General features: G+C 61.3%; 19 protein-coding genes. 7 read left to right on the top strand and 12 right to left on the bottom strand.

What is annotated here, in order from left to right; genetic code table 11:
* Positions 1–6: 6 nt before the first annotated feature.
* Both MWH26_RS07115 and MWH26_RS07110 read right to left on the bottom strand, forming a co-directional pair.
* The gene (locus tag MWH26_RS07115) at positions 7–987 is read right to left on the bottom strand and encodes an acyl-ACP desaturase (protein WP_244695910.1); all 981 of its coding nucleotides are present in this window, start codon (positions 985–987) and stop codon (positions 7–9) included.
* A gap of 109 nt (positions 988–1,096) precedes the next feature.
* Positions 1,097–2,830, bottom strand: coding sequence for a hypothetical protein (locus tag MWH26_RS07110; RefSeq protein ID WP_247976656.1), 1,734 nt, complete (start codon positions 2,828–2,830; stop codon positions 1,097–1,099).
* Between the two features lie 300 nt (positions 2,831–3,130).
* Between MWH26_RS07110 and MWH26_RS07105 the strand changes: the two genes are divergently transcribed.
* On the top strand, positions 3,131–4,819 hold the full coding sequence (locus MWH26_RS07105) for an ArnT family glycosyltransferase (protein WP_247976655.1): 1,689 nt from the start codon (positions 3,131–3,133) through the stop codon (positions 4,817–4,819).
* On the opposite strand, the gene MWH26_RS07100 is transcribed toward MWH26_RS07105, so the two are convergent.
* The 3 genes from MWH26_RS07100 to MWH26_RS07090 all read right to left on the bottom strand — a co-directional run bounded on the left by MWH26_RS07100 (position 4,816) and on the right by MWH26_RS07090 (position 8,268).
* Positions 4,816–5,724, bottom strand: a complete 909-nt coding sequence (locus MWH26_RS07100; RefSeq protein ID WP_247976654.1) for a glycosyltransferase family 2 protein — start codon at positions 5,722–5,724, stop codon at positions 4,816–4,818. The two genes, MWH26_RS07105 and MWH26_RS07100, sit on opposite strands and share 4 nt — an antisense overlap.
* A 183-nt stretch (positions 5,725–5,907) precedes the next feature.
* The gene (locus MWH26_RS07095) at positions 5,908–7,203 is read right to left on the bottom strand and encodes an MATE family efflux transporter (RefSeq protein ID WP_247976653.1); all 1,296 of its coding nucleotides are present in this window, start codon (positions 7,201–7,203) and stop codon (positions 5,908–5,910) included.
* Between the two features lie 60 nt (positions 7,204–7,263).
* Entirely contained in the window at positions 7,264–8,268 is a 1,005-nt protein-coding gene (locus MWH26_RS07090; protein WP_247976652.1) for a hypothetical protein, read from the bottom strand.
* A 218-nt stretch (positions 8,269–8,486) separates the two neighbouring features.
* Here MWH26_RS07090 and corA point away from each other — a divergent pair, with 218 nt between their 5' ends.
* Positions 8,487–9,695 (top strand): magnesium/cobalt transporter CorA, encoded by a 1,209-nt coding sequence (gene corA, locus MWH26_RS07085; protein WP_247976651.1) that lies wholly within the window; start codon positions 8,487–8,489, stop codon positions 9,693–9,695.
* A 156-nt stretch (positions 9,696–9,851) separates the two neighbouring features.
* Here corA and MWH26_RS07080 read toward each other — a convergent pair whose 3' ends face one another.
* Positions 9,852–12,593: a hypothetical protein gene (locus MWH26_RS07080; protein ID WP_247976650.1), complete on the bottom strand. Its 2,742-nt coding sequence runs from the start codon at positions 12,591–12,593 to the stop codon at positions 9,852–9,854.
* 323 nt (positions 12,594–12,916) lie between these two features.
* Between MWH26_RS07080 and MWH26_RS07075 the strand changes: the two genes are divergently transcribed.
* Entirely contained in the window at positions 12,917–14,389 is a 1,473-nt protein-coding gene (locus MWH26_RS07075) for an APC family permease (RefSeq protein ID WP_247976649.1), read from the top strand.
* Positions 14,390–14,630: 241 nt separating this feature from the next.
* Here the strand turns inward: MWH26_RS07075 and MWH26_RS07070 are convergent, their stop codons facing one another.
* The gene (locus MWH26_RS07070; RefSeq protein ID WP_247976648.1) at positions 14,631–15,335 is read right to left on the bottom strand and encodes a carboxypeptidase-like regulatory domain-containing protein; all 705 of its coding nucleotides are present in this window, start codon (positions 15,333–15,335) and stop codon (positions 14,631–14,633) included.
* Positions 15,336–15,622: 287 nt separating this feature from the next.
* The gene (locus MWH26_RS07065) at positions 15,623–16,027 is read right to left on the bottom strand and encodes a hypothetical protein (protein ID WP_247976647.1); all 405 of its coding nucleotides are present in this window, start codon (positions 16,025–16,027) and stop codon (positions 15,623–15,625) included.
* Positions 16,028–16,188: 161 nt separating this feature from the next.
* Between MWH26_RS07065 and MWH26_RS07060 the strand changes: the two genes are divergently transcribed.
* The 3 genes from MWH26_RS07060 to MWH26_RS07050 all read left to right on the top strand — a co-directional run bounded on the left by MWH26_RS07060 (position 16,189) and on the right by MWH26_RS07050 (position 19,399).
* Entirely contained in the window at positions 16,189–17,523 is a 1,335-nt protein-coding gene (locus MWH26_RS07060) for an NAD(P)/FAD-dependent oxidoreductase (protein WP_247976646.1), read from the top strand.
* A gap of 62 nt (positions 17,524–17,585) precedes the next feature.
* On the top strand, positions 17,586–17,816 hold the full coding sequence (locus MWH26_RS07055) for a hypothetical protein (RefSeq protein WP_247976645.1): 231 nt from the start codon (positions 17,586–17,588) through the stop codon (positions 17,814–17,816).
* A 164-nt stretch (positions 17,817–17,980) separates the two neighbouring features.
* Positions 17,981–19,399, top strand: a complete 1,419-nt coding sequence (locus MWH26_RS07050; protein ID WP_247976644.1) for a 4Fe-4S binding protein — start codon at positions 17,981–17,983, stop codon at positions 19,397–19,399.
* A 63-nt stretch (positions 19,400–19,462) separates the two neighbouring features.
* Here MWH26_RS07050 and MWH26_RS07045 read toward each other — a convergent pair whose 3' ends face one another.
* From MWH26_RS07045 to MWH26_RS07030, 4 genes are all read right to left on the bottom strand, one after another.
* Positions 19,463–19,807 carry a hypothetical protein gene (locus MWH26_RS07045; RefSeq protein ID WP_247976643.1) on the bottom strand — a complete coding sequence of 115 codons (345 nt, stop codon included), beginning with the start codon at positions 19,805–19,807 and terminating at the stop codon, positions 19,463–19,465.
* An 89-nt stretch (positions 19,808–19,896) separates the two neighbouring features.
* Positions 19,897–20,898, bottom strand: coding sequence for an alpha/beta fold hydrolase (locus MWH26_RS07040; protein ID WP_247976642.1), 1,002 nt, complete (start codon positions 20,896–20,898; stop codon positions 19,897–19,899).
* Between the two features lie 74 nt (positions 20,899–20,972).
* A complete protein-coding gene (locus tag MWH26_RS07035; RefSeq protein ID WP_247976641.1) occupies positions 20,973–21,542 on the bottom strand; it encodes a hypothetical protein in 570 nt (189 codons plus the stop codon).
* Positions 21,543–21,732: 190 nt separating this feature from the next.
* The gene (locus tag MWH26_RS07030) at positions 21,733–22,359 is read right to left on the bottom strand and encodes a peroxiredoxin (protein ID WP_247976640.1); all 627 of its coding nucleotides are present in this window, start codon (positions 22,357–22,359) and stop codon (positions 21,733–21,735) included.
* 35 nt (positions 22,360–22,394) lie between these two features.
* On the opposite strand from MWH26_RS07030, the gene MWH26_RS07025 reads away from it, so the two are divergent.
* Entirely contained in the window at positions 22,395–23,108 is a 714-nt protein-coding gene (locus tag MWH26_RS07025; protein WP_247976639.1) for a glycosyltransferase family 2 protein, read from the top strand.
* Positions 23,109–23,149 lie beyond the last annotated feature (41 nt).

Below are 23,149 nucleotides of genomic sequence, written 5' to 3'. Positions count from 1 at the left end.
TGTACCTTACTCAATCCACTTGAACTTGTATTCGAGCTTGGGGACTGGCATGCGGTCAGCAACGCGGCGCAGGCGGTTAGGCAGAGCCATGATGTACTCGCGGGCTTTCTCGGCGGCACTGTTCAAGCCAGTAATCTGGTCTATTTTCCAGATGTTGATCAGGCTTTCCAGAATATCCGTGTAATCCTGGCTGGTATACACGCCCAGGCGCTGGGCCGCGTCGGTGAAGTGGCCGAAGGTTTTGCCCATTTCCACACCCATTTCGCGCATGTAGTGGGCTGGCATGACAATTTTCTTGCGCATCATGTCTTCAAACGCCAGCATCATCTGGGAGGGGTCAACTTCGAAAATCTTCTCCACAAAACCCTGGTACACGCGGGCGTGGCGGGTTTCGTCGCCGGCAATCATGCCGCAGATTTTAGAGAGTTGGTCGTCGCCGGCTTTGCGGGCCAGCGTACCCACGCGGCGGTGTGAGAGGTTGGTAGCCGCTTCCTGGTAGCTCGTGTACACAAAGGCGCGGTACGGGTCGTGGGCCGTGCCCAGGTCGAAGCCGTCGGCAATCAAGTGCTGGGTGCTGACCTCAAACTCGCGCATATTCACGCGGCCACAGAGGTAGAGGTAGCGGTTAAGCAGGTCGCCGTGGCGGTTTTCCTCGGCCGTCCAGCCCCGAATCCACTGCGCCCAACCGTTGTCATGGTCCCGGTTCAGATCATCGAGCTGGTGAAACCAAGCTTCGTAGTTAGGCAGGGCTTCTTCCGTGATGGTATCCCCAATCAGGACGGCTAACAGGTCGTAGCTCAGGCCCGTGGCCCGCTCACGAAGCAGTTTTACTTCGTCAAAAAAGTTATCCTGGCGCGGATCAGGTAGGAAGTCCGAAGGTTGCCAGCTAGACTCCACGCTTTTCAGAAAGGAGCCAATATTTTCTTTTACATAAGGCTCCATATGCTGGAGCACTTCCGCTCGGGAGGTTACGGAGTCAGTAATCATGGCAACGGGTGGTGAAGGGAGTAATATGCAACATCAAAGGTATGGTACTCCTACCCCGCCGTAGTCGGAATAAGTCCCGTAACACCAATAAAATTTTGGCTTCATCTATCTATTGCGAAAATTTTGTACGCATTCGGTACACCTGCGCTCTTGCCCCGCGCTTCGACTCCAGCTCCACAGGAAATAATTGCATTACTGGCTGGCTAGGCCGCCGCTCCAGAGTTAATTGCCAGTTGAGCAGCGCCGCGCCGTTGGGAGTGAGCACCCAGGCTACATCCGGCCGCGCCCCCAGCCGCCGCAAAGCCGCCGTGAAGTTGCGGGTGCCCGTGAGGTGGTGGAGCAGGGCCGTTTGTGCAGGGTGCAGCGTCTGCCAACCCATTATAGAAAGATACCGATTAGGAGAAGCCAGGACATAGGAGTATGGCCTGGCGAAGGGGTGCCCTTCCGTGAAGGGCGACTCAGACTTGTACGTTTCCTCCAGCGCATCTGAAACGATTACCCGCGCCCTTGGCAAACGGTATAGCTCATTTCGCTGCATCGGGGTGAGTAGCAAGGCCCGACGCTCATCAGGGGAAAGGATAGCTGAGCTGGCCAAGATGAGTTGGCGCTCGATGCGGTTGCGCAGCCGCTCCTGGGTTAGCACGCCGCGGCGGTGCCAGGTTTTATAGCCGTAAGGCAGGGCCACCACCGCCAGCACCAGCAGCAAGGCTCGGACGGGGTTGCGAGGTAGCAAGCTGGCTGGTAAGCGAAACAGAAACACCAGGTTGCTGAGCACCCAAAAGTCCAGCAGGGGTAGCGCCAGCCGGGGTGGCAGCTTCAGCAGCGTGCCTAGCCCTAAGATCAAACTCACGTATGCCAGCTGCCCGAGCCAGAATTGCCAGTCACTTACCCGGTGCCGAAGCACCAGCGCCCAGGTAGCCAGCACGAGCAGCAGCATCGGGAAATAGTCGCGGGCCAGTTGAACCAGCAGCGCGCGTAGCTTGCTGGGGGCCGTGTGCTGGAGAAAATATTCAGGGCGGAAGGGCGCGGCGCGGGCAAAAAACGCCTCGTTAATCAGGGTAGAATCGGTCAGCAGCCAGTGGCGGGCAGCGGCCAGCCCCAGGCTGTCCCGGGGTGAGAGGGGCTGGAGAGGCGGGGCCGTCAGCTGGAAATCGTTGAGGTTGGATTTAAGGACATCGAGGCGGCGAAAAGTGGCGGCAGCGGGGCTCCACGTTAGGTTCAGCCACAGCGCGCCCACCACCGCCCACGTCCCTATCCCGGCCAGCAGCGGCAGACTTCGGCGGCCCGCCAGCCACCACGCGCCGGGCAGCGCGGCCACCACGCCCAGCAGCGCCGCGCTCGGCCGAATCAGCCAGGCCAGTCCGAAGGCCAGCAGCCCCAGGATCAGCGCGTGGCGGGTTGGGGCTCGTTGGGCCGCGAACAGCAGCCCGGCCCCGGCCAGTAGCACCGGCACCCGCGCGTAGTTAAACCAGAACCCGTGCTCCAGCCAGGCTACCCCCCAAATCAGCACGATGAATACTAGCCCCCACCACCGCTCAGTGTGCGCCTGCAACAGGCGCCTGAGCACGGCAACCATCAGCACTGCAGCCAAATAGAGCAGCCCGTACAAGGTATAGGCGTACCAGGGCTGGTAGGGCGCAGCCGCGTACAGGCGGCTCCAGAGAGCAGCGTAACCGTGGAAATACAGGTGCAGATCGATTACGGGAGCGGCCGCGGTAGTACCGCGCAGTAATGCAATAATTGTCAGGTCGTCGTTGGTTTCGAAGTAGCAGCCCAGCACCACGCCACTGAGGAACATCAGCAGCAAAGGCAACCCCAACACATAGAGACGACGCAGCATCATGGCCCGCAAGGTAGGGGGCGGTGGTGAGATAGTGAGGTGGTGAGATAGTGAGGTGGTGAAATCGTGAGTGAAGTGGTGCCGTGAGCCAGGAGGCACAACGACTCTATCTTTCCTCTCTTTGTGACAACCTTAGAAACGTGACAAGCCCTTACCGCCAGTACAGACGTCGAGGCTGGTCATATTTCAGGGTGCAGTACTTCGTGAAGGATGGATAGCCGCGCTCTGCTCGTCATGACACCACTTCACTCACTCTCTATTTCACCATCTCACTATTTCACCACCGCCCCCTACCTTGCCCCGGTGAATCGTTTGACCTCCCGCTTGCCCGACTGGACTTTGCTACTGGTAGTAGTGCTGACTGTAGCTTACTTCCTGCTTACGCACGAAGGCCTGTACGCCCTCGATGACTATTTCTACGCCCGCTACGCCCACCAGCTGCTCACGGGTACCTTCCGGGTGGAGCCCGATCCGCTGGGGCTGCTGCACGACCCTTTGAAAGAGCGCCCCTTGATTTTCGGGCCGGTGGCGCTGTGCTACGCCTTGTTTGGCCTGAACATCATCAGCACTACCCTGTGGCCTCTGCTGGCTACCTTGGGCTGCGCGGTTTTGGTGTGGCGTCTGTACCGTCGGCGCGAGCCGCTGGTGGCGGCAGCGGCCATGCTGCTGCTGGGGCTGCACTACTTCACGCTCAACCTAACCAACTACCTCTATCCTGATAACATTCTCATGTTCTGGTGCTTGGCGGGGGCCGGGGTGTTGCTGCGGGGCCGGGAGCCGGGACGGATGGCGAGCTGGTGGGGAGCAGGGTTTGCGCTGCTTTCCTTTGCCGCCCTGCTTAGCAAGGAAACCATTGTCTACTACCTGCCTTTCTACCTGGGCATGCTGGGTTGGGATGCCTGGCAGCGGCGGCACGGGCAGTTTTGGGGAGCGGCGCTGGCTACCGGTACCGGGCTGCTGGCGGCCTACCTGGGCTTCTACCAGTACTACACCCACGACGCCCTCTACCGCATTCACCTGATTGAGCACACCAATCAGTTTTTACAGGAAGGCAACTACCTGGCCGGCAACCGGGCGGCCCTGCTCAGCCGCGTGACTTGGCAGCCCCTAGCCTTTTTTGTAGCGGCCGGCATGGGGCTGATGCTGGTGCTGGCCGTCGTGGCCGGGAGCCACCCCAAAGTGCCCCTCGCCGATGCAGCAACGGGGGCTGCGCGCCCACCAGCCGAAGCCCCAGACCGCCGATTTTGGCTGCTGCTGGCCCTGAGTACGCTGCTGCTCTACTGGGTAGGTAGCACCTCGCTCAGCCAATACAACCCCATCAGCCTGCTGCCGCGCATGACTACTCCCCTGCTGCCGCCCCTGGCCCTGGCGGCAGGCTTCGGAGTGCGCACTATAGTGCAACGGGCCGGCTGGTGGGCCGGCGCCACGGGACTGGTGTTGCTGCTGGCTGCCGCGTGGTTGCGTAATGCGGCCGCCCTTCTTTACGCACTTCCTGGTTTCTATCTGCTGCTGCTAGGGCTGGGCGCCGGCCGGCCGTGGTGGCCCGCCCGCCTCCGGGCCGGTACCGCGGGGCTTAGCGCCCTGACGGTGCTTGTGCTGGCTGGAGCCCTGGCTATCCGGCCGCTGTACTTTATGCAGAAGCCTTCCGTTTCGGCCCATTTTGCGCAGGACCGTCTTATTCGGCAGCACTTGCAAGCACCCGCCCAGGGAGTAGTTTTCGTGGATGACTACCTGATTGGCAACTACGATTTCTACTACGGCTTCCGTCCGCCGACCGGCCTGCAGTACCGGCGCTACTGGGCCCGCGACTCGGTGCAGCTGGCCCCGGGCCAGCACGCCTGGCTGCTGCTCAACCGCGCCACTCTCAGCAACGACGAGCTAACGCGCAAGCTGATTCGCTACTCCCCCGACTCAGTGCTGAGCTGGTACCCAGGCCGCCTGTTGGTGGCCGAGGATGGGCCGGTGGCGCTGTTCGAGGTATCGGGGTTTTAGCGGGCTAGGGCCAGCAGCCAATCGAGGGGGCGCACGCCACGCAACTCGCGCAGCAGCTGGTACAGCGCGCGGGCCTCGGGACGGTTGCGGTACCGAATAGCCTGGCGCAACTCCCAACGCACGCGCACAGCCAGGGCGGCCCGCTCCTGCTCCGTACGGCACAACGCCAGCGCCTTGCGGCACACCCGGATGGTAGACGCCAGGTAAGGGTCGTGGGGGCGGTAGCCTTTACGCGACATGGACTGCGGGTGCAGGCGCTTCTGAGTGGTTACTTCAGGCAGCAGGTGAAACTCCCAGTTGCGGCTGGCCCGCACCCAGAAATCAAAGTCCTCGTAGGCCAGGGTTTCGTCGTAGCCACCTAACTCCTCCAACACGGCGCGGCGCATGGTCATGGTGGGGGTGCTGATGAAGTAGCGGGCCAGCACCTCAGTAAAGACCAAGCCGGAGGCAGGTAGCGGGTGTAGCTGCCCGCGGGCGTCGCGGCGGAAGTGGTTGCGCACGTGGCGGCCGTCTTCGTCGATCAGCTCAGCATCGGAATAGACCACACCGCAGCGCGGCCCTGCCTGTGCAAATTGCCTGATTTGCTGACTAATGCGCTCCGGGAGCAGCACGTCATCAGTAGCAAAATCCAGTAGAAATTCCCCCTTCGACTGCCGAAATCCGTGGTTGAAGGCCCGGCAGTTCCCTACGTTTTCCGGGAGCAGGTGAAGCTGCCAACTGGGGTGCGCGGCGGCGTAGCGGCGCAGAATGGCCGGGCTGTCGTCGGTGCTGGCATCGTCCACCAGAATCACTTCCAGATTCGAGTAGGTCTGAGCAGAAATAGAGGTAAGAGCCGCCTCCAGAAACCGGGCGTGGTTGTAGCACAAGGCCACAACAGTGACAAGGGGGGCAGATGCAGCTGACATTGAGCCGGCAAGATAAAGAGTTTGCGCCCTGAATGCGGAGGAAGGCGGCGCGCGAAATAGCTCGACGGGTGGCAGCCAGGCTCCCCTCTGCTTGGCAGGCAGGAAAGAAATGCCTTTGCACAGAAACCTAGCTTGCTCGGCGGTAGCCACAAGCTGCTGGTGATTCTACCAGCCCAGCCTACTCTAGTGGCTCAGCTCCCGCCGAAAAAACCAGAGGCACCACGCCAACAGCAGACCGTAGCGGGCGGCCTGAGCCAGTGGGGCTCCCAGCAGGCCGTACGTGGGCAACAGCAGCGCCAGCAGCACCGCCAGCACCAAAGCCGAAACCGCCTGCACGGCCACGTACTGCCCCACCCGCGCCTGAGCCGTGAGCAAGAACAGCAGCACCCAGGTCAGGAATTTCAGCCAGTCGCTGAGCAATTGGGGAGCCAGCAGAAAGTTGGCTTCTACAAAACGGGCCTCGAAGAGCACGGCTAGCAGCCCCCCGCGCAGCAACCATAATGCTCCCAGCCCCAGGGCCAATCCGGGCGCTAGCAGGGCCAGCACGGTGCGCACCAACCGCCGCCGCTCGGTGGGCCGGCCGCTTAGGGCTGCCAGCCGGGGGTAGTACACGCTGCTCATCAGGGCCGAGAATACCATGGTGTAGTTGTCAGAGAGCTTGGCTACAGCCTGCCATAAATCGGTGGGGCCCAGCCCAAACTGCCGGATGAGCACTTGGCGCAAGCTAAAATCCACGGCTTTGCTGAACAGCAGCACGCTCAAGGCCATTAGCAGAAAGCGCCCCAGTGCCCGCAGACCGGCGCGGCTGATGCGGCCCCGCAACGAAGGCAACAACCCAGCCCGGCGCGCTACTAGCAGCGCGGGTCCCAGGGTTGCCCCCTGGGCCAGCAGGTAGGCCAGCAGGGCCGCCGGAATGGAACCGCCCCCGGCCAGCACCAGGGCTACCACAGCCGGCCCCAGCAAGCTCAGCAGCACCGTCAGGCCCACGTAGGCCCGCAGCCGCCCCGCCGCCAGCAGCACCGACACCACCAACGCATGCCCCGTGAGCAGGGCTAGCCCCGCCAGCAGGCCCGCTACCCATCCTAGCCCTCTCCCGAATACTGCTACCAGCGGACCGGGTGCCAGCAACAGTGCCAGCGCCGCCACGGCTAGGGCCGCTACGTTCAGCACGAGGCCGGCCCCCAGCCAGGCCCGGTAGCGGCCGGAGCCGGCGCGCAGCGGAGCCAGGTACTTTACTACCCCCACGTGCACTCCATCGTTAGGCAGGGTAGTAAACAAGGCCATCAGGTTTTGGAAGTGGGCCAGCAGCGTGAGGCCACCGGGTCCGCCATACACGGCTAACAGCTTGTTCAGCACCAGAGCCCCCGCCGTGCGCGCCCCCACGGCCACACCCGAGCCCAACGAGCCGCGCAGGAAACGGCCTAGCACGGCCGCGCGGGGTTCAGGCCGGGAATCCGGGACGGAAGAAGGAATTTCCATGGCCCGCAAGTTACGCGCTCCGGCGGCGCGGCTTACTACCGGCCGGCACGCCCCGGTACTTTACAGGGCCTTGGTAAACGTCAGCTTGAGGCTAGCTACGCCGCCCAGGTGGCGCTTAAACTGCAGCAACGACTGATTTAGGCCGGTGGGTAGAGTGGAAGTGCCCAGGTCCAGCAGCCGCATGCCGCTGGCCTGGCTGAATGCGTGCAGGCCAGCGTTGAGCAGCACTACCGGGCTCAGGGAATTATACGCTACCGGACTGGCCGGATAGAAGTTATAGAGCACCGCGGGGCTTACCTGAATGGCCACCGTCAGGGCCGCCCACTCGCCCTGGGCATCCCGCACCGAAAACAGGAAATGGTTTCGCGGAAACTTCTGGAATAGCTCTTGCAGCCGCTCCAGGGGCATAGACAAGGTCTGACCCTTTTCTTCCCGGCAACGGCGCAAAAACTCGTAGGCTAGCGGCAGCAACAACGGGGGCTCCTGCTCAAAGCGCAAACCGTGCCGCTCGCACTTTAGCAGGCGCCGCCGCTCCGAGGGGTGCAAACCCGCCCGGTAGCTCTGGGTTACGGGCAAGTGCATGTTTACCTCGGCTAGCTCCACCGTGTAGCCCAGCTGGGTCAGCACATGGGTAAGCTGAGCGCTGGCCCGCGGGTGATAGGCAAAGGCGTGGGGCCGCAGCGTGAAGTGCCGAATGCCGCGCTCCACCAGCTGCTCCTGCACTACCTCCAGAAAAGCTCGCAACACCGCATCGGGCAGCCCGTCGGCGGCTTGCACGGCCCCGAAAGGAGCTTGCCAGGGGCTGCGGGCCATCATTTGGTCTTCCGCCTCGAACACCGAAAGCTGGGCTACGGTTTGGCCGATGGCTACGTCTTCCAGAAAAAAATGCAGCTGGCTGCCGGGAGAATTCTGGAGGGCCAGATGAGCCGGCGTAAAGTAAAGCCAGGGCGAATAAGCCAGGGGTAGCGTTGGCGCTGCTCCCGCTTCCAGCCGCAGCCTAACCGCGTACTGCCCGCCGCCAGCGGGCAGCGGCCACAGACGAGTGGAGGCAGCAGGTGAATGCAAAGGCGGCACGGGTAAGGGCAAAGCAGCGGGCGAAAGTACGAGGATTTTTCGCTGGAAACAGCCACGGAACAAGCCTGCCTACCGGGCCATAGTGCGCAGAATAGGAAATTGGCACGTTGCGTCCGCGCCCACCAGTTGCCAGCTACCTTACGCCAGGCCGAGCTTTTTTGGTGTGAATGCCGTAAACTGCCTCCACAATTGGTTGCTTGTTTCTGATAATGTCTGCCTCCGACTCTACTCCCCTTACTGCTACCCCGCCGCCCGTTCTGCCCTTGCCGGAAGAGGAGGACGAGCAGCTCCACTCCCGCGGCATCGCCGACCATGACGCTACGCGCCAGGCCCGGCAACAAGGGGTAGGCCAGCGCCCTGGCACACTGGTTATCCGCGAGGATTCTCTGAAACCCCGGCTGTTTTTAATTTCCTACGGCGATGATTTCCTAGAGGAGCGGGAATATCACGACTACGGCCACCTGCTGACCTACTTCCGCCAGCACCCCGAGCGGCGGCACTGGATTGACGTGCGTGGCTACGACGACCTGGCCCTGATGCAGCGGTTTCAGGAGGATTTTCGCATCCACCCCCTGCAAATGGAGGACGTGCTGGGCGACTACCAACGGGCGAAAGTGGAGGAAACCGAGGACGGGCTGTTCCTGGTTTCGCGCATGACGGAGTTCACCCGCCTGCTCGACATCGACGACGATCAGCTGTCCATCTTCACCGGCCCCAACTATGTGCTCACCTTTCAGGATGATTACGAGGACTGCCTGGAGGCCGTGCGCCAGCGCCTACGCTCCAGCCGCAGCACCATCCGCAAGCGCAGTTCGCTGTACCTGGCCTACGCCCTCACCGACGTCGTTCTTGACCACTACTACCCCACCATGGCCGCCATCGGCGACTACCTGGAGGTTCTGGAGGAGCGCATTTTCCAGGGTAATTCCGACCGGCGGGTGCTAAACCGGATTCTGCATATCAAGAAGGATATCGTCCGGTTCCGCCGCCTGGTGTACCCAGAACGCGACAAGATTGCCGAACTGCTGCGCCTACCCGACGAGGAAATTCCGGAGGAAATCAAGGTGTTTTTCAAGGACTGCTACGACCACGCCATCCAAGCCCTGGACCTAGCTGAAAGCTACCGCGAAACCGTCAGCAGCCTGATTGACCTGTATATGTCGGACCAGAGCAACCGGGCCAACGAGGTCATGAAAGTGCTGACTATTATCAGCAGTATCTTCATTCCGCTCAGCTTTGTGGTGGGCCTTTACGGCATGAACTTCCAGCGCGAAGCCCCCGATGGCCGCGTCAACTACCTCAACATGCCGGAACTCTACAGCCCTTGGGGCTACCCCGTCCTGCTGGCCGTACTAGCCCTAATTGTCATTGGGCAGCTCACCTATTTCTACCGCAAAGGCTGGTTAACTAAGCGGTGATTATCGAGTTAGTGAATTGGTGGCTGGGTAGGTGAGTGAAACCCGTCTGTCATCCTGCGCTCTGCTCAGGATGACAGACGGGTTTATTTAGTAAATCACTGAATCACTTTTATTCCCCTACCCAACTACTAATTCGCTAAGTTACTGAATCACCACCTACTGCGCCAGTCGCACGTCGGTGCGGCGCAGTTCGTTGCCGACTACCCGGAAGAGGTGGTAGAGGCCGGTGGCGGGGTCGTGGGTGAGAGCAATTTGGGGGGCGCTGCTATCGAAGGGCTGACCGCCGACCAGGCGGGCGCGGGCGTCGTAGAGGTAGGCCTTGCCGGGGCCCGTTTCGGTGAGGGCATATACCTGCCGCCCCGGTCCGAAGCTAAAAAATTGCACCGAGCGCGGCGCCGAGGTGATAAAGCGCTGGCTAAGCACCTGCTGACCGGAGGGGCTAAACAGCGTTAGCTGCCCCCCATCTTCGCGCACCACCACGTAGGAGCGCTGTTCCTGATCAGGCACCAATCGGAACTGAGAGGTGCGGCTCCAGGTAGCCACCCGGGCCCGGGCCAATATGTCGCCGCTTAGGTTGAAGCTGACCCGCTCGCCGCGCTGGCTAACCACCGTGAGGCGCGTGCGGCTGAAGGTGGCGCCGGTTTCCACGAGCACGCCGCTGCCCAGGCGCGCGCCCATGCTAATGGGAAAACCAGGATAGGACGCTCCGGCCTGGTCGAAAGCATACACGTAGCCATTTTCCAGCAGTACCACCACTACGTCGCGCCCATCCACTGTCAGGTACTGAGGCGGACCTGCCAGCCGGAACTCCAGTTGCTTGGGTTGCCAGCCGGGGTAGGCCCGGCCCTGCGTATCATACAGAAACAAGTTGCCGCTGGCCCCAGCTACCAGCAGGCGCCGCGCTACCCCGCCGCCGGGCGGCGAAATACTCAGGGAGGTAGCCCGCACGGTATCCGGCAGATTTAGGGGGAAGTTGGGCTGCACCTGCCCGCTGCTGTTGTACTGAAACAGCTGGCTGGGGGTAGCCAGCAACACCCCCGTGCCACCGGGCAGACGGTAGATGGGCCCTACCACCGGTCCGGGCAAGGAGTCAGACCAGGCCACCACGTTGTCGGGGGTGACGTAGTGAAGCACCCGCGCCGTATCCTGCACCAGCACACCCGGCAGCTTGGCACCGGCCACAGTTACAAGTTCGGGGGAGGAGCTGAGCGGTAGCTTAAAATCGAGCACGCTGCCGGTGCCGTTGGGGTTCTGGGGGCGGGCCACGGCGGGCCCCACGGCCGGGTGGCGGAGCACAAATTGGGTGAAATACTGGGCCCCAGCTTCCCGCTCGTTGGCCGCTGGCACCCACTGCATGGCAATTTGGGGGAAGCGTTTGAATAGGCTTTCGTTGCGCAGCAAGCCGGCCCGGCGCTCCTCCTGTAAGCCGCGCAGCAGCAGGTTCCAGCAGTTGCGTGTGTCCAGCATCACGCTTAGTCGGGCCAGGGGCTGGGTATCCTGCAGGAAGGCTACCTGGGTAGGCGAGCGGCTCCAAACCTCTCCGGCGGCTATATCCGTTAGCCACTGGCGCAGGGCCGGCTCATCGTCGCCGAAGGCTACGTAATTGCCCACCTGCGCTACCACCGGCTGCGGCCCAAACCCCTTGAACAAGGAACCCAGCAGCAGCTGCGGTAGCTCCGGCACGCCAGTTTGGTGCAGCTGATACGGCCCCACCCGCCCAAAGGCCGGACTGGCTCCCACGGCTCGCCGCAGCTGGCCCAGCAGCAGACCTATTTTCCCAGGGTTGGCCGTGTAGGCTACCGCCAGCTTGCCCGGCCGTGCCCGGGCCGAGGCCGTAGCCAGGTAACACAGGGCCACTTCCTGGCTGAGCTGGGTCGTGAGGCAGTCTAACAGAGGCTGCACGGCCGGCGCCAGCGAGTCAGTAAGCGTGAGGGGCGGGCGAGAGCCGCGCAGAACTGCCGCCGGGCCCAACCCCAGGTGCACCACGAGGGCCGTACGCAGGGGTAGCACTTCGGCCATGCGCAGGCGCTGGGCGGGCTGGCCTACTAGCCGCTGGTGCAGGGCGTCGCGGGCGGTTTCGGGGTTGGCAAAACCGTTGAGTACGACTTTGTTGCCGGCCAGCTTGAGCTGAGTCATCTCGTTGCGGGCCAAGCTGGCCACGGCGGCTATTTCGGTGCCCAGCTCCTGCCGAAAGAACACGTTCATGAGCTGGGGTAGCCGCCGCTGGTTAAGTAGCAAGGTGGCATCTACGTCGCGGAGCTGGAAGTAGTCGGTGCTCTGAAACTCGGCCGCCACGGTAGGAGCATCCAGGTTTTCGAGGCGGCGGGCCACAGCTTCCACCAGTACTGGGTTGGCACTGATCAGCAAGTGGTTGCGGTAGTTGAGCATGGTTACGCCTTCCCCGCCGGAGCGGGGCCGCACCTCGGTCAACACCTCATCGAGGTAGTCGCGGGTAGTTACCAGGAAGCGCGGGTCGCGGCTCAAGCCCTCCACTAGGCTGCGCACCTGCCGATACTCGCGCACGCTCCCAATGGGCACCTGAAACAGGATATCGAAGCGGCCGGGACTGGTGACGTGCAGGGACGTCAGGACCCGCTTTCGGCCTAAAAAACGCAGCACCACGTTGCGTCCCCCGGTCAGGCTGTCGGCCAGGGCCAGGTTGTCTTCCATCTGCTGGAAGTAGCGCACGGCCGTCAGGTTGTCCCAAAGCTGGGTTTCCTTCAGGTGGCGCACCAGGGTAGGATGGTCGCGGGTAACGGTTACGAGCACGGCATCGTCGGGCACCAGGGCCCAGGGGTCCACGGGTACGCGCGCCACTGTGCGGCGGTAATACACGTAGGAGCCCAGCGCCGTGAGCAGCAGCAAACCCGTTAAAAAGACCAGTACTCGTTGCGACATGCAGGAAACTCAGGGTGGCGGGCCGGCAAAAATAGGGGTTTGGCCGGGAGCATACGGTGGAAGTTATTGCTAACTGGCAGATACCCTACCTACTTCGGGTAGTAGTGGTTTGAAAGGAAGGCTGTGCCCGCGGCCCGGGCACGTTTGCTGCTTTGCCGCTGGCCCGCTCCCCCGAGCTGGCGCGCACTGGTTTTCACCCTATCCTAAACGGGATACAGCACCTGCCGTCTACGCAGAAACCGGGTGCGGGGCAGCGCGCCTGTGCCCTTATCTCCGGGCTAATCTTCTATCTTCCGGCCTGAAACACTCTCTACTCTCCCTTTATGTCCGAAAAACAAGGTCATTTTCAGCGGGCCATTACGCTGTTTGATGCCGTCATGATTGTGACCGGCAGCATGATTGGCTCCGGCATTTTTATCGTCTCCACGGGCATTGCCCGTCTGGTGGGCTCGGCGGGTTGGATGCTGGTCGTGTGGCTAGTGACGGGCATCATCACCCTGGCCGGGGCCGTAAGCTACGGCGAGCTGTCCTCTATGTTCCCCAGAGTGGGCGGTCAGTACGTGTACCTACGCGAGGCCTACAACAAGCTGGTGGCCTTTCTCTACGGCTGGACGCTGTTTCTGGTAATCCAGACCGGGGTTATTGCGGCCGTGGCCGTGGCCTTTGCCCGCTTTACTGGCGTCCTGATTCCTTGGTTTTCGGAAACGAATGTGCTTCTGAAAGCTGGTTCCTTCACGTTCACCACGGTACAGCTGCTGGCCATTGGCCTGCTGGTTTTCCTGACCTTTATCAACTCCCGGGGCGTGCGCTCGGGCAAGCTGATTGCCAACGTGTTCGGGAGCACCAAGCTGGTGGCGCTGGCCCTGCTAATTCTCTGCGGCATAACGTTTGGTATTAACAGTGAAGCTGTTAGCCAGAACTTCCAGAACGTGTGGCAGGCCATGAGTTTTAACGCTGCCGGCCAGGGCGTGCCGCTAACCACGGGGGCCTTGGTAACGGCCATTGGCCTAGCCATGACGGGCTCTCTGTTCAGCTCCGACTCCTGGAACAATATTGGCTTCTCGGGCGACGAAATTGTGAAGCCCGAGCGCACTATTGTGCTGAGCATGGCCCTGGGTACGGCCATCGTAACGGCCCTCTACATCCTGATCAACGTGGTGTACCTGCTGGTGCTACCCCTGCAGGGCGACCCGAATGCTACCGACGTGCTAGGCCGCGGCATTATGTACGCCGCCAACGAGCGGGTAGGCACGGCCGCCGCCGAAAGCATCCTGGGCGCGCCCGGCGCCTACGTCATGGCCGTCCTGATTATGATCAGCACCTTCAGCGCCGACAACAGCATCCTGATGTCGGGGGCGCGGGCGTACTACGCCATGGCCCGCGACGGAGTGTTTTTCTCGGGCATGGGCCGCCTCAACAAGGCCGGCGTGCCCAGCGTGGCGCTGTGGGCCCAGTGTGCCTGGGCCTGCGGGCTGTGCCTGTCGGGCTCCTATGGTGAGCTGCTGAACTACGTCATGTTCTCCGTGATTCTGTTCTACGTCATCACCATTATCGGCATTTTCATTTTGCGCCGCACCCGGCCCGAGGCGCCCCGCCCCTACCGGGCCTTCGGCTATCCGCTGGTGCCGCTGCTGTACGTGGTGCTGGCCTCCGCCTTCTGCTTCATTTTGCTCACGGACCCCGAAAACTCTAAGTTCGCTCAGCGCGGCTTGCTGCTGGTAGCGTTGGGCGTACCGGTGTATTTTCTGTTTGGTAAACGCCTGGCTAGCAGCCCGCCCGCTACCCCAGCGCAGTAGCCGCGGCTTGCTGATTAAACTACTAAAAAGGCCCCGCCGGAAATCCGACGGGGCCTTTTGTTAATGAACTGAGTAAACAATAGATGAGGTCAGCTTAAAACGAAAAACAACGCGTTATGCCTTGCAGGGCTTAGCATAACGCGTTGTTTTAGCTCGGCAATGAAGAATGCAACCGTGGCGTTATGCCTACAACCTAAGCTCTAGGCCAACTGCATGTCTTTGCCTGGAAGCCACGCTTCGCTTACCGACGCCGACGACGCGGGGCGTCCTCGCGCGGCACCAGGGTAACGTTCTGGGGCTGGCCGTTGCGGGCGTGCACTTCGTGGTCCTCGTAGCCGCCGTAACCATACACCAGCGTATTGTCGCCGGCCGGCACTTCAATGCTGTAGTTGCCGTTGGCGTCGGTGCCGGCAACCTTACGCGAGCCTTTCAGCATTACGGTGGCTCCGGCCAGTGGCTGGCCCTCCTCATCGAGAATCCGGCCCGACAGGGTGACGGTTGCGGGGGCAGCTTCGGGGGCAGCTGGAGCGGCTGGTACCGGCTCAATGGCTACTGGCTCGGTGGCGGCCTCCGTGCCGGGAGCTGCTAGGGCAGTGGCTGCTGCAGTTTCGGGGGTAGCAGTAGCCGAGCGGCTGGCAGCCTTCTTGGTAGCGGCCTCGGCATTGGCTTCGGTTTCGGTGGTGGCTTCCTCTTCGGTGGCTGGTGCGGCCTCCTTTTCCCGGTGGCCGGTTACGCTGGCCTCGCCCAATTCCATAATGGGCATGGCGTTGGCGATGCGCCGCGTGGCCTGAGCCGGCAGCAGCACGTAACCCAGCACCACCACGGCCACAATAATTCCAACAATGATTGCCAACCGGCCATTGCCCGAGGACAGCTCGTCTTCCTCGTGGTTCAGGTCTGGCGTTTGTTCGTCGTGTTCTACTGGAGTAGGAGTTTTGGCATTCATACAGTGGTTGAGTTGAAGAAAAGGTGTGGAAAGCGCGTGAGGGTACCAGACAGTAAACCAGGGCAGCTACCGTTAAACTGCACGCTGGCGGTACTATTGGACTCTAAAGATAAAAGGAGGAAAAGCTGCTAACCTAATTCGGGACGGGACACACTTTATTTATTTCTCTGTCATTTCAGCGACCAAAACCGCTTTTACCTGCGCAAATCGGCAAAAAAATGCCGGTTGGCTCCCAATTCAGGAACCAGCCGGCATGACGTATACTACCTATGAGGCGGTGCGGGTGCTTAGTCCTCGACGGGCTTGGCGGGGCCGCTGGCAGTCTTTTCGCCAAACTCCTGGTCGCGGGTGCGCAACTGGTGGTCTAGCTCAATGCTTCCCTCCGACTCGAAGCCGGGGCCCTGGGCGTGCTCCCCGGCGTCGTTGTGCGTGTTACCGCCCTGGGGTACGCCCTCGGCGCCGCCAATGTGCAGGTTTTCCAGCTGATCTTTCTGGTCGGAGCGCTGGGTATACCCGCCGGCACCTTGGTTACGGTAGGCGGTCGGGTCGTTGCCTTCCTTCCCGTTGCTCATCATCTTTTTGAATTCCTTTTCCTTTTCCTGCTGCTCGCTGTAGGGCGCGGCATGCTCGGTATTTTCGGACAGGTTTTGGTTTTCGTTGTCGTTATTTACTTCGTTCTGGGGCGTTATCATCAGTGTAGGAGTTTTGGTGATGGATAGTTACTTCATCAGTACGGCTGCCACCGAGTGAGGTTAGGCATAGTGGGTGGGAAGTGATGCGAAAAACCACTTCCCCCACAACGGCGTAGCTTTGCCCAGCTCGGGTTTCTTTTTTCGCTCTGGCCCCGCACTGCATGCACCTCGTTATCATTGGCAATGGCATTACCGGCGTTACCTGCGCCCTCACGGTGCGGCAGCTCCAGCCCACGGCCCGCATTACCCTGGTTTCGGAGGAAAGCCTGTACCATTTTTCCCGCCCCGCCCTGATGTATGTGTACCTGGGCCACCTGCGCCCCCAGGACATCAAGCCCTACGAGGACTGGTTTTGGACGGAAAACCGGCTGGAGTTGGTGCACGCCCAAGCCACGGCCGTGGATGTCGAGCGCAAAACCGTCAGCCTCAGTACCGGCTCTACCCTCCCCTACGACAAGCTCCTGCTGGCTACCGGCTCCGTAGGCCGCCGGGCCAACTGGCCGGGCCAGGAGCTGGCCGGGGTACAGGGCCTAGTAACCCTCCCCGACCTGGAGCGCATGACCCAAGACACGCATGGCGTGCGCGAGGCCGTGGTGGTAGGCGGCGGGCTGATTGGGGTAGAGCTGGCCGAAATGCTGAGCGCCAAAGGCATTGCCGTAACGCTGTTGGTACGGGAAGGTCATTACTGGGCTTCCGTGCTGCCCGCGCAGGAAGCCGCGCTAGTTCAGCAGCAGCTGGCGGCCCACCACATCAAGGTGCTTTACAATACTCAACTCGCCGAAATTCTGCCCGATGCCCAGGGCCGGGTGCGGGCCGTGCGCACCTCCCAGGACCAGGAGCTTACCTGCCAGTGGGTAGGTCTCTCGATTGGGGTGGAGCCTAACCGGCAGCTGGCCCAGGCCGCCGGAGCGGAAACCGACCGGGGAATTTTGGTAGATAAGTTCCTGCAAACCAATTTACCCGACGTGTACGCAGCCGGTGACTGCGCCCAGCACCGCCACCCTGAAGCGGGCGAGGTAGCCCTTGAACAGCTGTGGTACACGGGCAGGCACCAGGGCGAAACCGTGGCCCACACCATTTGTGGGCAGCCGACCCGTTACCAGCGCGGGCCCTGGTACAACTCGGCCAAGTTCTTCGACCTGGAGTACCAAACCTACGGCCGCGTGCCTGCCCACGTCCCCCCCGACGAGCACACGTTCTGCTGGCAGCACCCCAGCGGGCGGCACTTGTTGCGCCTGAATTTTCGTTCCGATGCTACCCTGGCCGTTACGGGCATGAACGCCCTGGGCCTGCGCCAACGCCACGACCTGTGGGACCAGTGGCTGCGGGCCGGAACCCCGGTTACCACCGTGCTAGCCGAGCTGGGTGCCGCCAACTTCGACCCGGAATTTTACCGTCAGCACGAGGCCGCTATTGTGCAGGCGTTCAACCAGCAGTATCCCCAGCACCCCGTGGCACTCCGGCGCCGCCGAGGGCTGTTTTCTTTCCATTCCTAGCGGGTAGTAGCTGCCAGCCATTCGGGCGGGGCAGTGCGCCGTTTTTCCTTTGCTTTATTTCTATGGACTTCTCCAAACTGTACCACCCCAGCGCCCTCAACAGCTTCCAGTACATTGCCCTGGTAGGCGCCGTCATGAGTGGAGCCGCGCAGCTGATTATCCGGGTGCTGGGCAACGCTCAGCCCGAAGGCTATAACTGGCTCTACCTGTGCTGGTTGGGGCTTTATATTGTTGGCTCCCTGCTGAATCTCTTTGGGAAGCCCCATGATCCGCATCACCACCATCATCACTAACGGCCGCGAGCACCTAGGCTGAATTCTCAGGACCAGAGTAAACACTACCGGTAGCGCCAATAGGATATCGGCGGTGGCCCTGGGGTGAGAAGGGTGCCTACTGCTACCGTGGTCCTCCCTGATTGGGCCTTCCGCACTGAAGTATCCGTTTCCGTTTTTGCTTTATGTCTATTGCTTCGCTTGCCGCTCCTACCCCACCGGTTACGCCCGTTTCGGGTGTTGAGAAGGGGCTGCTCACCCTGGTTGGACTGGGGCTATTGCTGCTGCTGCCGGTAGCTTTCGACGCGGACGCCGAGCGGGCCCGGTGGTGTCTTTTCGCGGCCTTGGGGCTGCTGAGTGCCGGTACGCTGGGGTGGGCCGCATTCAAGTTTGGCCGCCAACCCGCCGGCGTACGCCAGGATAACCTCTGGCTGCGCAGCAGCACCGGCCGCGGCAGCCTGGCCTGGCTCACGGCCGTGGTCCTGACTGGCTTTTACGTGGTGCTCTACTGGTTTAGTGCCGATAATGGGCAGGGCAACTTCGGTCCCCTCAATCAGCTCGTGCACGCCCTCGACCCGCTTAGCCAGGCCCTGCGCCGCCACCCCTCCGACCAGTGGTTTCTGTACGGCACATTTTACACCTTGGCCGTACTGGTGATGGGTGGTCGGGCACTCTGGAAATACCACCACTCGCCCTACCAACTGATTCGCACGGTATCGGTCATGTTTTTTCAGCTGGGCTTTGCCTTCCTGCTGCCGGGTCTGATGCTGGCTCTGCAGCGCCCAGAGTACTACTTTAGCTACTTCTGGCCCCTGAAGCAGGACTACCTATTTCCAGGTACAGTAAGTTATCTGCTCAAAGATGGCGGGCCAGGGCTGGGCGTGTTTATGGTGTTCTGGGGAGCCGTAATGTCGTTTCTGGCCACGCCGGTGCTTACCTACTTCTTCGGAAAGCGCTGGTATTGCTCCTGGGTATGCGGCTGCGGTGGCCTGGCCGAAACTGCCGGCGACCCGTACCGCCACCTATCCGATAAAAGCCGGGAAGCCTGGCGCTGGGAAGTGCGCCTGATTTACCCCATTCTGGGGCTTATCGTCGTTATTACTGTGCTGTTGTGGCTAGGGGCGGCGGGCGTGCTGCCCAGCTGGTTTACCACAACTCAGCAGTCAGGCCTACCCCTGGTGGGCGGCCTGAGCCCGGTAGATGGCCTAGGCAAAGTGTACGGCTTTTTCATCGGCTCCATCTTCGCCGGAGTAATTGGGGTAGGCTTTTACCCCCTGATGGGTAGCCGAGTGTGGTGCCGCTTTGGGTGCCCCATGGCCGCCTACCTGGGGCTACTGCAAAAGCACTTTTCCCGCTTCCGCATTACCACCAACGGCGGCCAGTGCATTTCCTGCGGCAACTGCTCCAACATCTGCGAAATGGGCATCGATGTAAAGCAGTACGCTCAGCGCGGGGAACCCATCATCCGGGCCGCCTGCGTGGGCTGCGGGCTGTGCAGTACGGTGTGCCCCCGCGGCGTGCTCAACCTGGAAAACGGCCCGCGCGAGGGCCGTTACCAAGGTTCTCAGCTGATTACAGCCGAAAGCCTCCGGATTCTGGACTAAGCCTATCCCCACTACTTACCGGAAGGTTACGCTGCTTTTTCACGGGAAGAAGCTGTTGCCCTTTTACTCTACTTTCCGTTGGAGCGGCAAGGGCACTACCCCGTTTTGCGTAGTGGGAGCAGGCAGTTGCATGCGGTTGATTTTTCGACCAGCCGTATCAGGTGCTACTACCCGCATGGCGTGGGGCTGGGTGTGGTAACTCTCTGGCGCCGTTCCGGAAACGCCGCTTTGCAAGCGCTTCTGCAACAGTGCTTTACTATCTAGCCTGCGGCCGTACGACAAGCGAGTGGGTGGCTGATTCGCTCCTACTTTGGGGCGGGTGTTTTCCTTAGGAGCAGTTATAGGAGACGTTTGAGCTGAGGCTGAAAACGCCAGTCCACCTAAGCAGAGGATCAGAATATTTTGCATAACTGTATCATTATCCAGCAATTAGATCCATACTTAACGCATAAGGTTGCAAGCTACACAGCGGTGGTAGCCTAGACCTGGTGCGCTGCCTACCGCACAAACCCTAACAGTGCCGCCAGAAATTGCGGTGTGGCTTCCAGGTGCGGGATGTGGCCTACCCCAGTTAGCGGCACTAGCTTGGCCCCTTTGACTTGGGCGGCCGTTCGGCGGCCTAACTCCGGGTATTGCCCCATACGGGCCAGCACGGCAGAGTCCTTAAGCAGGCCCTTGCCCACCACTGTACGGTCGTCTTGCCCGATAATAAGCAGTGTAGGCACCTGCACCAGGCTGAACTCGTAGTTCACGGGCTGCTGATAAATCATGTCGAAGGTCAGGGCGTTGGCGCGGGCTACCCGCGGAAAATCGGGGTGGCGGGTTTGGGCCGCTAGGGGTAGCAGCCACTCGTCGTGGGCTTTGGGGTAGCCGTGGGGGTAGTAAGTGGCGTGGTACTTCCGGATGCTCTCCTCGGTGCTTTTGCGCTCCGTGGCCTCGGCCTGAGCGATGGTTTGATAGGGTACACCCAGGCGGTAATCTTCCAGCCCAATGGGGTTTTCCAGCACCAGCCGCTCCGTGAGCTGCGGGTACTGCAGGGCAAAACGAGTGGCTAGCATGCCGCCCATGCTGTGGCCTACCACCACTACCTGCCGCACGCCCAACGTATCGAGCAGGCGCCGGGTGTTCAGGGCCAATTGATGAAAGGAATAATGAATGTCGGGCTTATCTGATTTGCCAAAGCCTACCTGGTCCGGCACCACCACCCGAAACCCGGCCTCCCGTAAAGCTTTGATGGTTTCGCGCCAGTAGGCCCCAAAAAAGTTCTTGCCGTGCAGCAGTACTACCGTACGCCCATTCGCCTTACCAGTAGCGGCCACGTCCATGTAGGCCATGCGCAGGCGCTGCCCTTCAATCGTCAGCGGCAGGTAGCGGACAGGAAAAGGATAGTCGTAGCCGTCGAGGGTAGCGTTGAGGCTGCTAGGGGCAGTAGTTTGAGCCGCGGCGGAAGTGGTAACGCACACGAGCAACAACAGGCAGTAAGAAAGAAAACGCAACATGAGCCAGGAAAACGAAAGTGAAGCGGTAGCTTCTTCCAACCATCTTTTCGGCCCGGAGGTTACGCTGCCGCTTACTAGGCTCCCAGGGGGCCGCGTTGCTTTAGGCGCAGCTCCAGCACGCGGGTGTCCTCGTTGCTCCAGATAAAGTTGCGCACGTCCTCGATGCGAAACACCACCAGTCCATCGGGCAGGCCATACTCAGTGAAGCATTCCATGAGTACGTGCTCCTGGGTAAGCTGGCGCACGTAGCCGTAGTAATCCATGCTCAGGTGGGTGTACACATTTACTAGTTGCCCGGCTTGGTGGGCCCGTTCCAGTAGCAGGGGCACCGTCAGGTCTTCCTGCTCCAGAAAAGCCGGCGACTTCAGCCCTGCGTATACTTTATCCAGGTTATCGGCCTTGAATTCGACGTGACGGGTGTACTGATCATCGAAATCGAGCTGAAAAACATCCAGCAGGTTAAAGGACTGAATGGCCGTGGGCATACCGTCGCGGTTGATGATGCGCAGCACCACTACCTCCTCGGAGTAGCTTAGCACGTAGCCCACCGAAAAGCGGGACGGGTCGCCTTGGCTACTACGCACTCCTAACAGCCGCTTTTCCCGCCGGGCGCGCTCAAACACTTCTTGAAACAAACTGGGCATACTAAACTACGATACGCAACTATAATTCCGGTTTCGCCGGCTTCTTCCCGCCTGCCCTGCCTTAAGAGACACCCGGCCAAGCCTTTGCCCGGCTAGGCCGCGCCACGAAAGAAGATTCGCTTGTACTGCCTACGGGCCAAAGCTCAACAGTACGGAGAGAAGCAAAAGTAGCTAATCGGGAAGCTCGACCCTAGTGACTACCGTCAAGTTTTCGCAGAACTTCCCGGGCCTGGGCTACATGGTCGGTGGCCCGGCTCATGGAATTAAAAATATATTGAATAACTCCCTGCTTGTCGATTACAAAGGTTACGCGCCCAGGTAGCAGCCCTAGCAGGGCCCGGGGCACCTCGTAGAGCTTGCGCACCTGCCCGCCGGCATCGGCCAGCAAGGGGAAAGGCAAACGGTGCTTCTGGGTAAACTTTTGGTGGGAGGCTTCACTATCGGAACTCACGCCCACAACTTCCGCCCCCAGGTCCTGAAAATCCTGGTACTGGTCGCGGAAGGAGCAGGCTTCGGCGGTGCAGCCGGGCGTATCATCTTTGGGGTAGAAGTACAGCACTACGCTGCGCTGCCCACGCTGGTCGCGGAGGCGAAAGGTGTCGCCGGTGGTGGTCCGGAGGGTAAAATCGGGGGCTTGGTCGCCAATCTGGAGCATAGAAACACGGGTAAAGCCGAAGTATACGGCTAACTCAGCATTGGGGGCCATTGTTCCGGGGCCGGGGGTAGGCGCCCACAGGGGCGCTAGCCGCCAGTGAAGCCCGAAGTTCAGGGGCTGCTGACGGGTAGTGAGCGGGTGGTGAGGCCGGAAGCGGGACACTTGCGCATCTTTGCAGGCTCAACCCTGCCCCACCCATGTCTGTTGCCCCTCTGCCGCTGGCCGTCATCGACGTTATTATTCCTGCTTACAACGAAGAACAGTCCATTGCCCGGGTACTGGCCGAAATTCCGGCGGGGCTGGTGCGCGAAGTAATTGTGGTGGACAATAACTCCCGCGACCAGACCGGCCCGGTAGCCGCCGCGGCCGGGGCTACCGTGCTGCGCGAGCCCCGCCCCGGCTACGGCCACGCCTGCCTGGCTGGCATGGCCCGCTGCTACGGCCGCCCCCCGGCCGAGCAACCAGATATCATTGTGTTTCTGGACGGCGACTATTCCGATTACCCCGCCGATATGACGGCGCTGGTGGCCCCGCTACTGCGGCAGGAAGCCGATTTAGTGATTGGCTCCCGGGCCCTGGGCCAGCGGGAGGCCGGCTCCATGCTACCCCAGCAACTGTTCGGTAACTGGCTGGCTACTACCCTACTGCACTACCTCTACGGAGCCCAGTTCACCGATCTGGGGCCGTTTCGGGCGGTACGGCGCGAGGCTCTGCTTCGCATCGGCATGCAGGATACCACGTACGGCTGGACGGTAGAAATGCAGCTGAAGGCGGCCAAACTGGGGCTCCGCTGCACGGAGGTGCCCGTGCGCTACCGGCGGCGGATTGGCGTAAGTAAGGTATCCGGGACGGTGAAGGGGACGCTGGGGGCGGGCTATAAAATCCTGTGGACTATTTTCCGGTACCTGTAACCCGGCCTCCAGCCTTCAGGCCGTTTTGCGCCAGTGCTGCC

This window comes from Hymenobacter sublimis (assembly GCF_023101345.1).
GTDB classification, from domain to species: Bacteria; Bacteroidota; Bacteroidia; order Cytophagales; family Hymenobacteraceae; genus Hymenobacter; species Hymenobacter sublimis.
Note: the sequence above shows the minus strand (reverse complement) of the source record. Positions and strands in the feature narration are given on the sequence as shown.

What these genes read in the sequence shown, in the direction of transcription:
- MWH26_RS07070 (WP_247976648.1), bottom strand. Translation starts at nt 15,335, where the DNA reads ATGAATGCCAAAACTCCTACTCCAGTAGAACACGACGAACAAACGCCA.
- MWH26_RS07025 (WP_247976639.1), top strand. Translation starts at nt 22,395, where the DNA reads ATGTCTGTTGCCCCTCTGCCGCTGGCCGTCATCGACGTTATTATTCCT.
- MWH26_RS07045 (WP_247976643.1), bottom strand. Translation starts at nt 19,807, where the DNA reads ATGCAAAATATTCTGATCCTCTGCTTAGGTGGACTGGCGTTTTCAGCC.
- MWH26_RS07060 (WP_247976646.1), top strand. Translation starts at nt 16,189, where the DNA reads ATGCACCTCGTTATCATTGGCAATGGCATTACCGGCGTTACCTGCGCC.
- MWH26_RS07100 (WP_247976654.1), bottom strand. Translation starts at nt 5,724, where the DNA reads ATGTCAGCTGCATCTGCCCCCCTTGTCACTGTTGTGGCCTTGTGCTAC.
- MWH26_RS07050 (WP_247976644.1), top strand. Translation starts at nt 17,981, where the DNA reads ATGTCTATTGCTTCGCTTGCCGCTCCTACCCCACCGGTTACGCCCGTT.
- corA (WP_247976651.1), top strand. Translation starts at nt 8,487, where the DNA reads ATGTCTGCCTCCGACTCTACTCCCCTTACTGCTACCCCGCCGCCCGTT.
- MWH26_RS07080 (WP_247976650.1), bottom strand. Translation starts at nt 12,593, where the DNA reads ATGTCGCAACGAGTACTGGTCTTTTTAACGGGTTTGCTGCTGCTCACG.
- MWH26_RS07095 (WP_247976653.1), bottom strand. Translation starts at nt 7,203, where the DNA reads ATGGAAATTCCTTCTTCCGTCCCGGATTCCCGGCCTGAACCCCGCGCG.
- MWH26_RS07040 (WP_247976642.1), bottom strand. Translation starts at nt 20,898, where the DNA reads ATGTTGCGTTTTCTTTCTTACTGCCTGTTGTTGCTCGTGTGCGTTACC.
- MWH26_RS07110 (WP_247976656.1), bottom strand. Translation starts at nt 2,830, where the DNA reads ATGATGCTGCGTCGTCTCTATGTGTTGGGGTTGCCTTTGCTGCTGATG.
- MWH26_RS07075 (WP_247976649.1), top strand. Translation starts at nt 12,917, where the DNA reads ATGTCCGAAAAACAAGGTCATTTTCAGCGGGCCATTACGCTGTTTGAT.
- MWH26_RS07035 (WP_247976641.1), bottom strand. Translation starts at nt 21,542, where the DNA reads ATGCCCAGTTTGTTTCAAGAAGTGTTTGAGCGCGCCCGGCGGGAAAAG.
- MWH26_RS07115 (WP_244695910.1), bottom strand. Translation starts at nt 987, where the DNA reads ATGATTACTGACTCCGTAACCTCCCGAGCGGAAGTGCTCCAGCATATG.
- MWH26_RS07055 (WP_247976645.1), top strand. Translation starts at nt 17,586, where the DNA reads ATGGACTTCTCCAAACTGTACCACCCCAGCGCCCTCAACAGCTTCCAG.
- MWH26_RS07065 (WP_247976647.1), bottom strand. Translation starts at nt 16,027, where the DNA reads ATGATAACGCCCCAGAACGAAGTAAATAACGACAACGAAAACCAAAAC.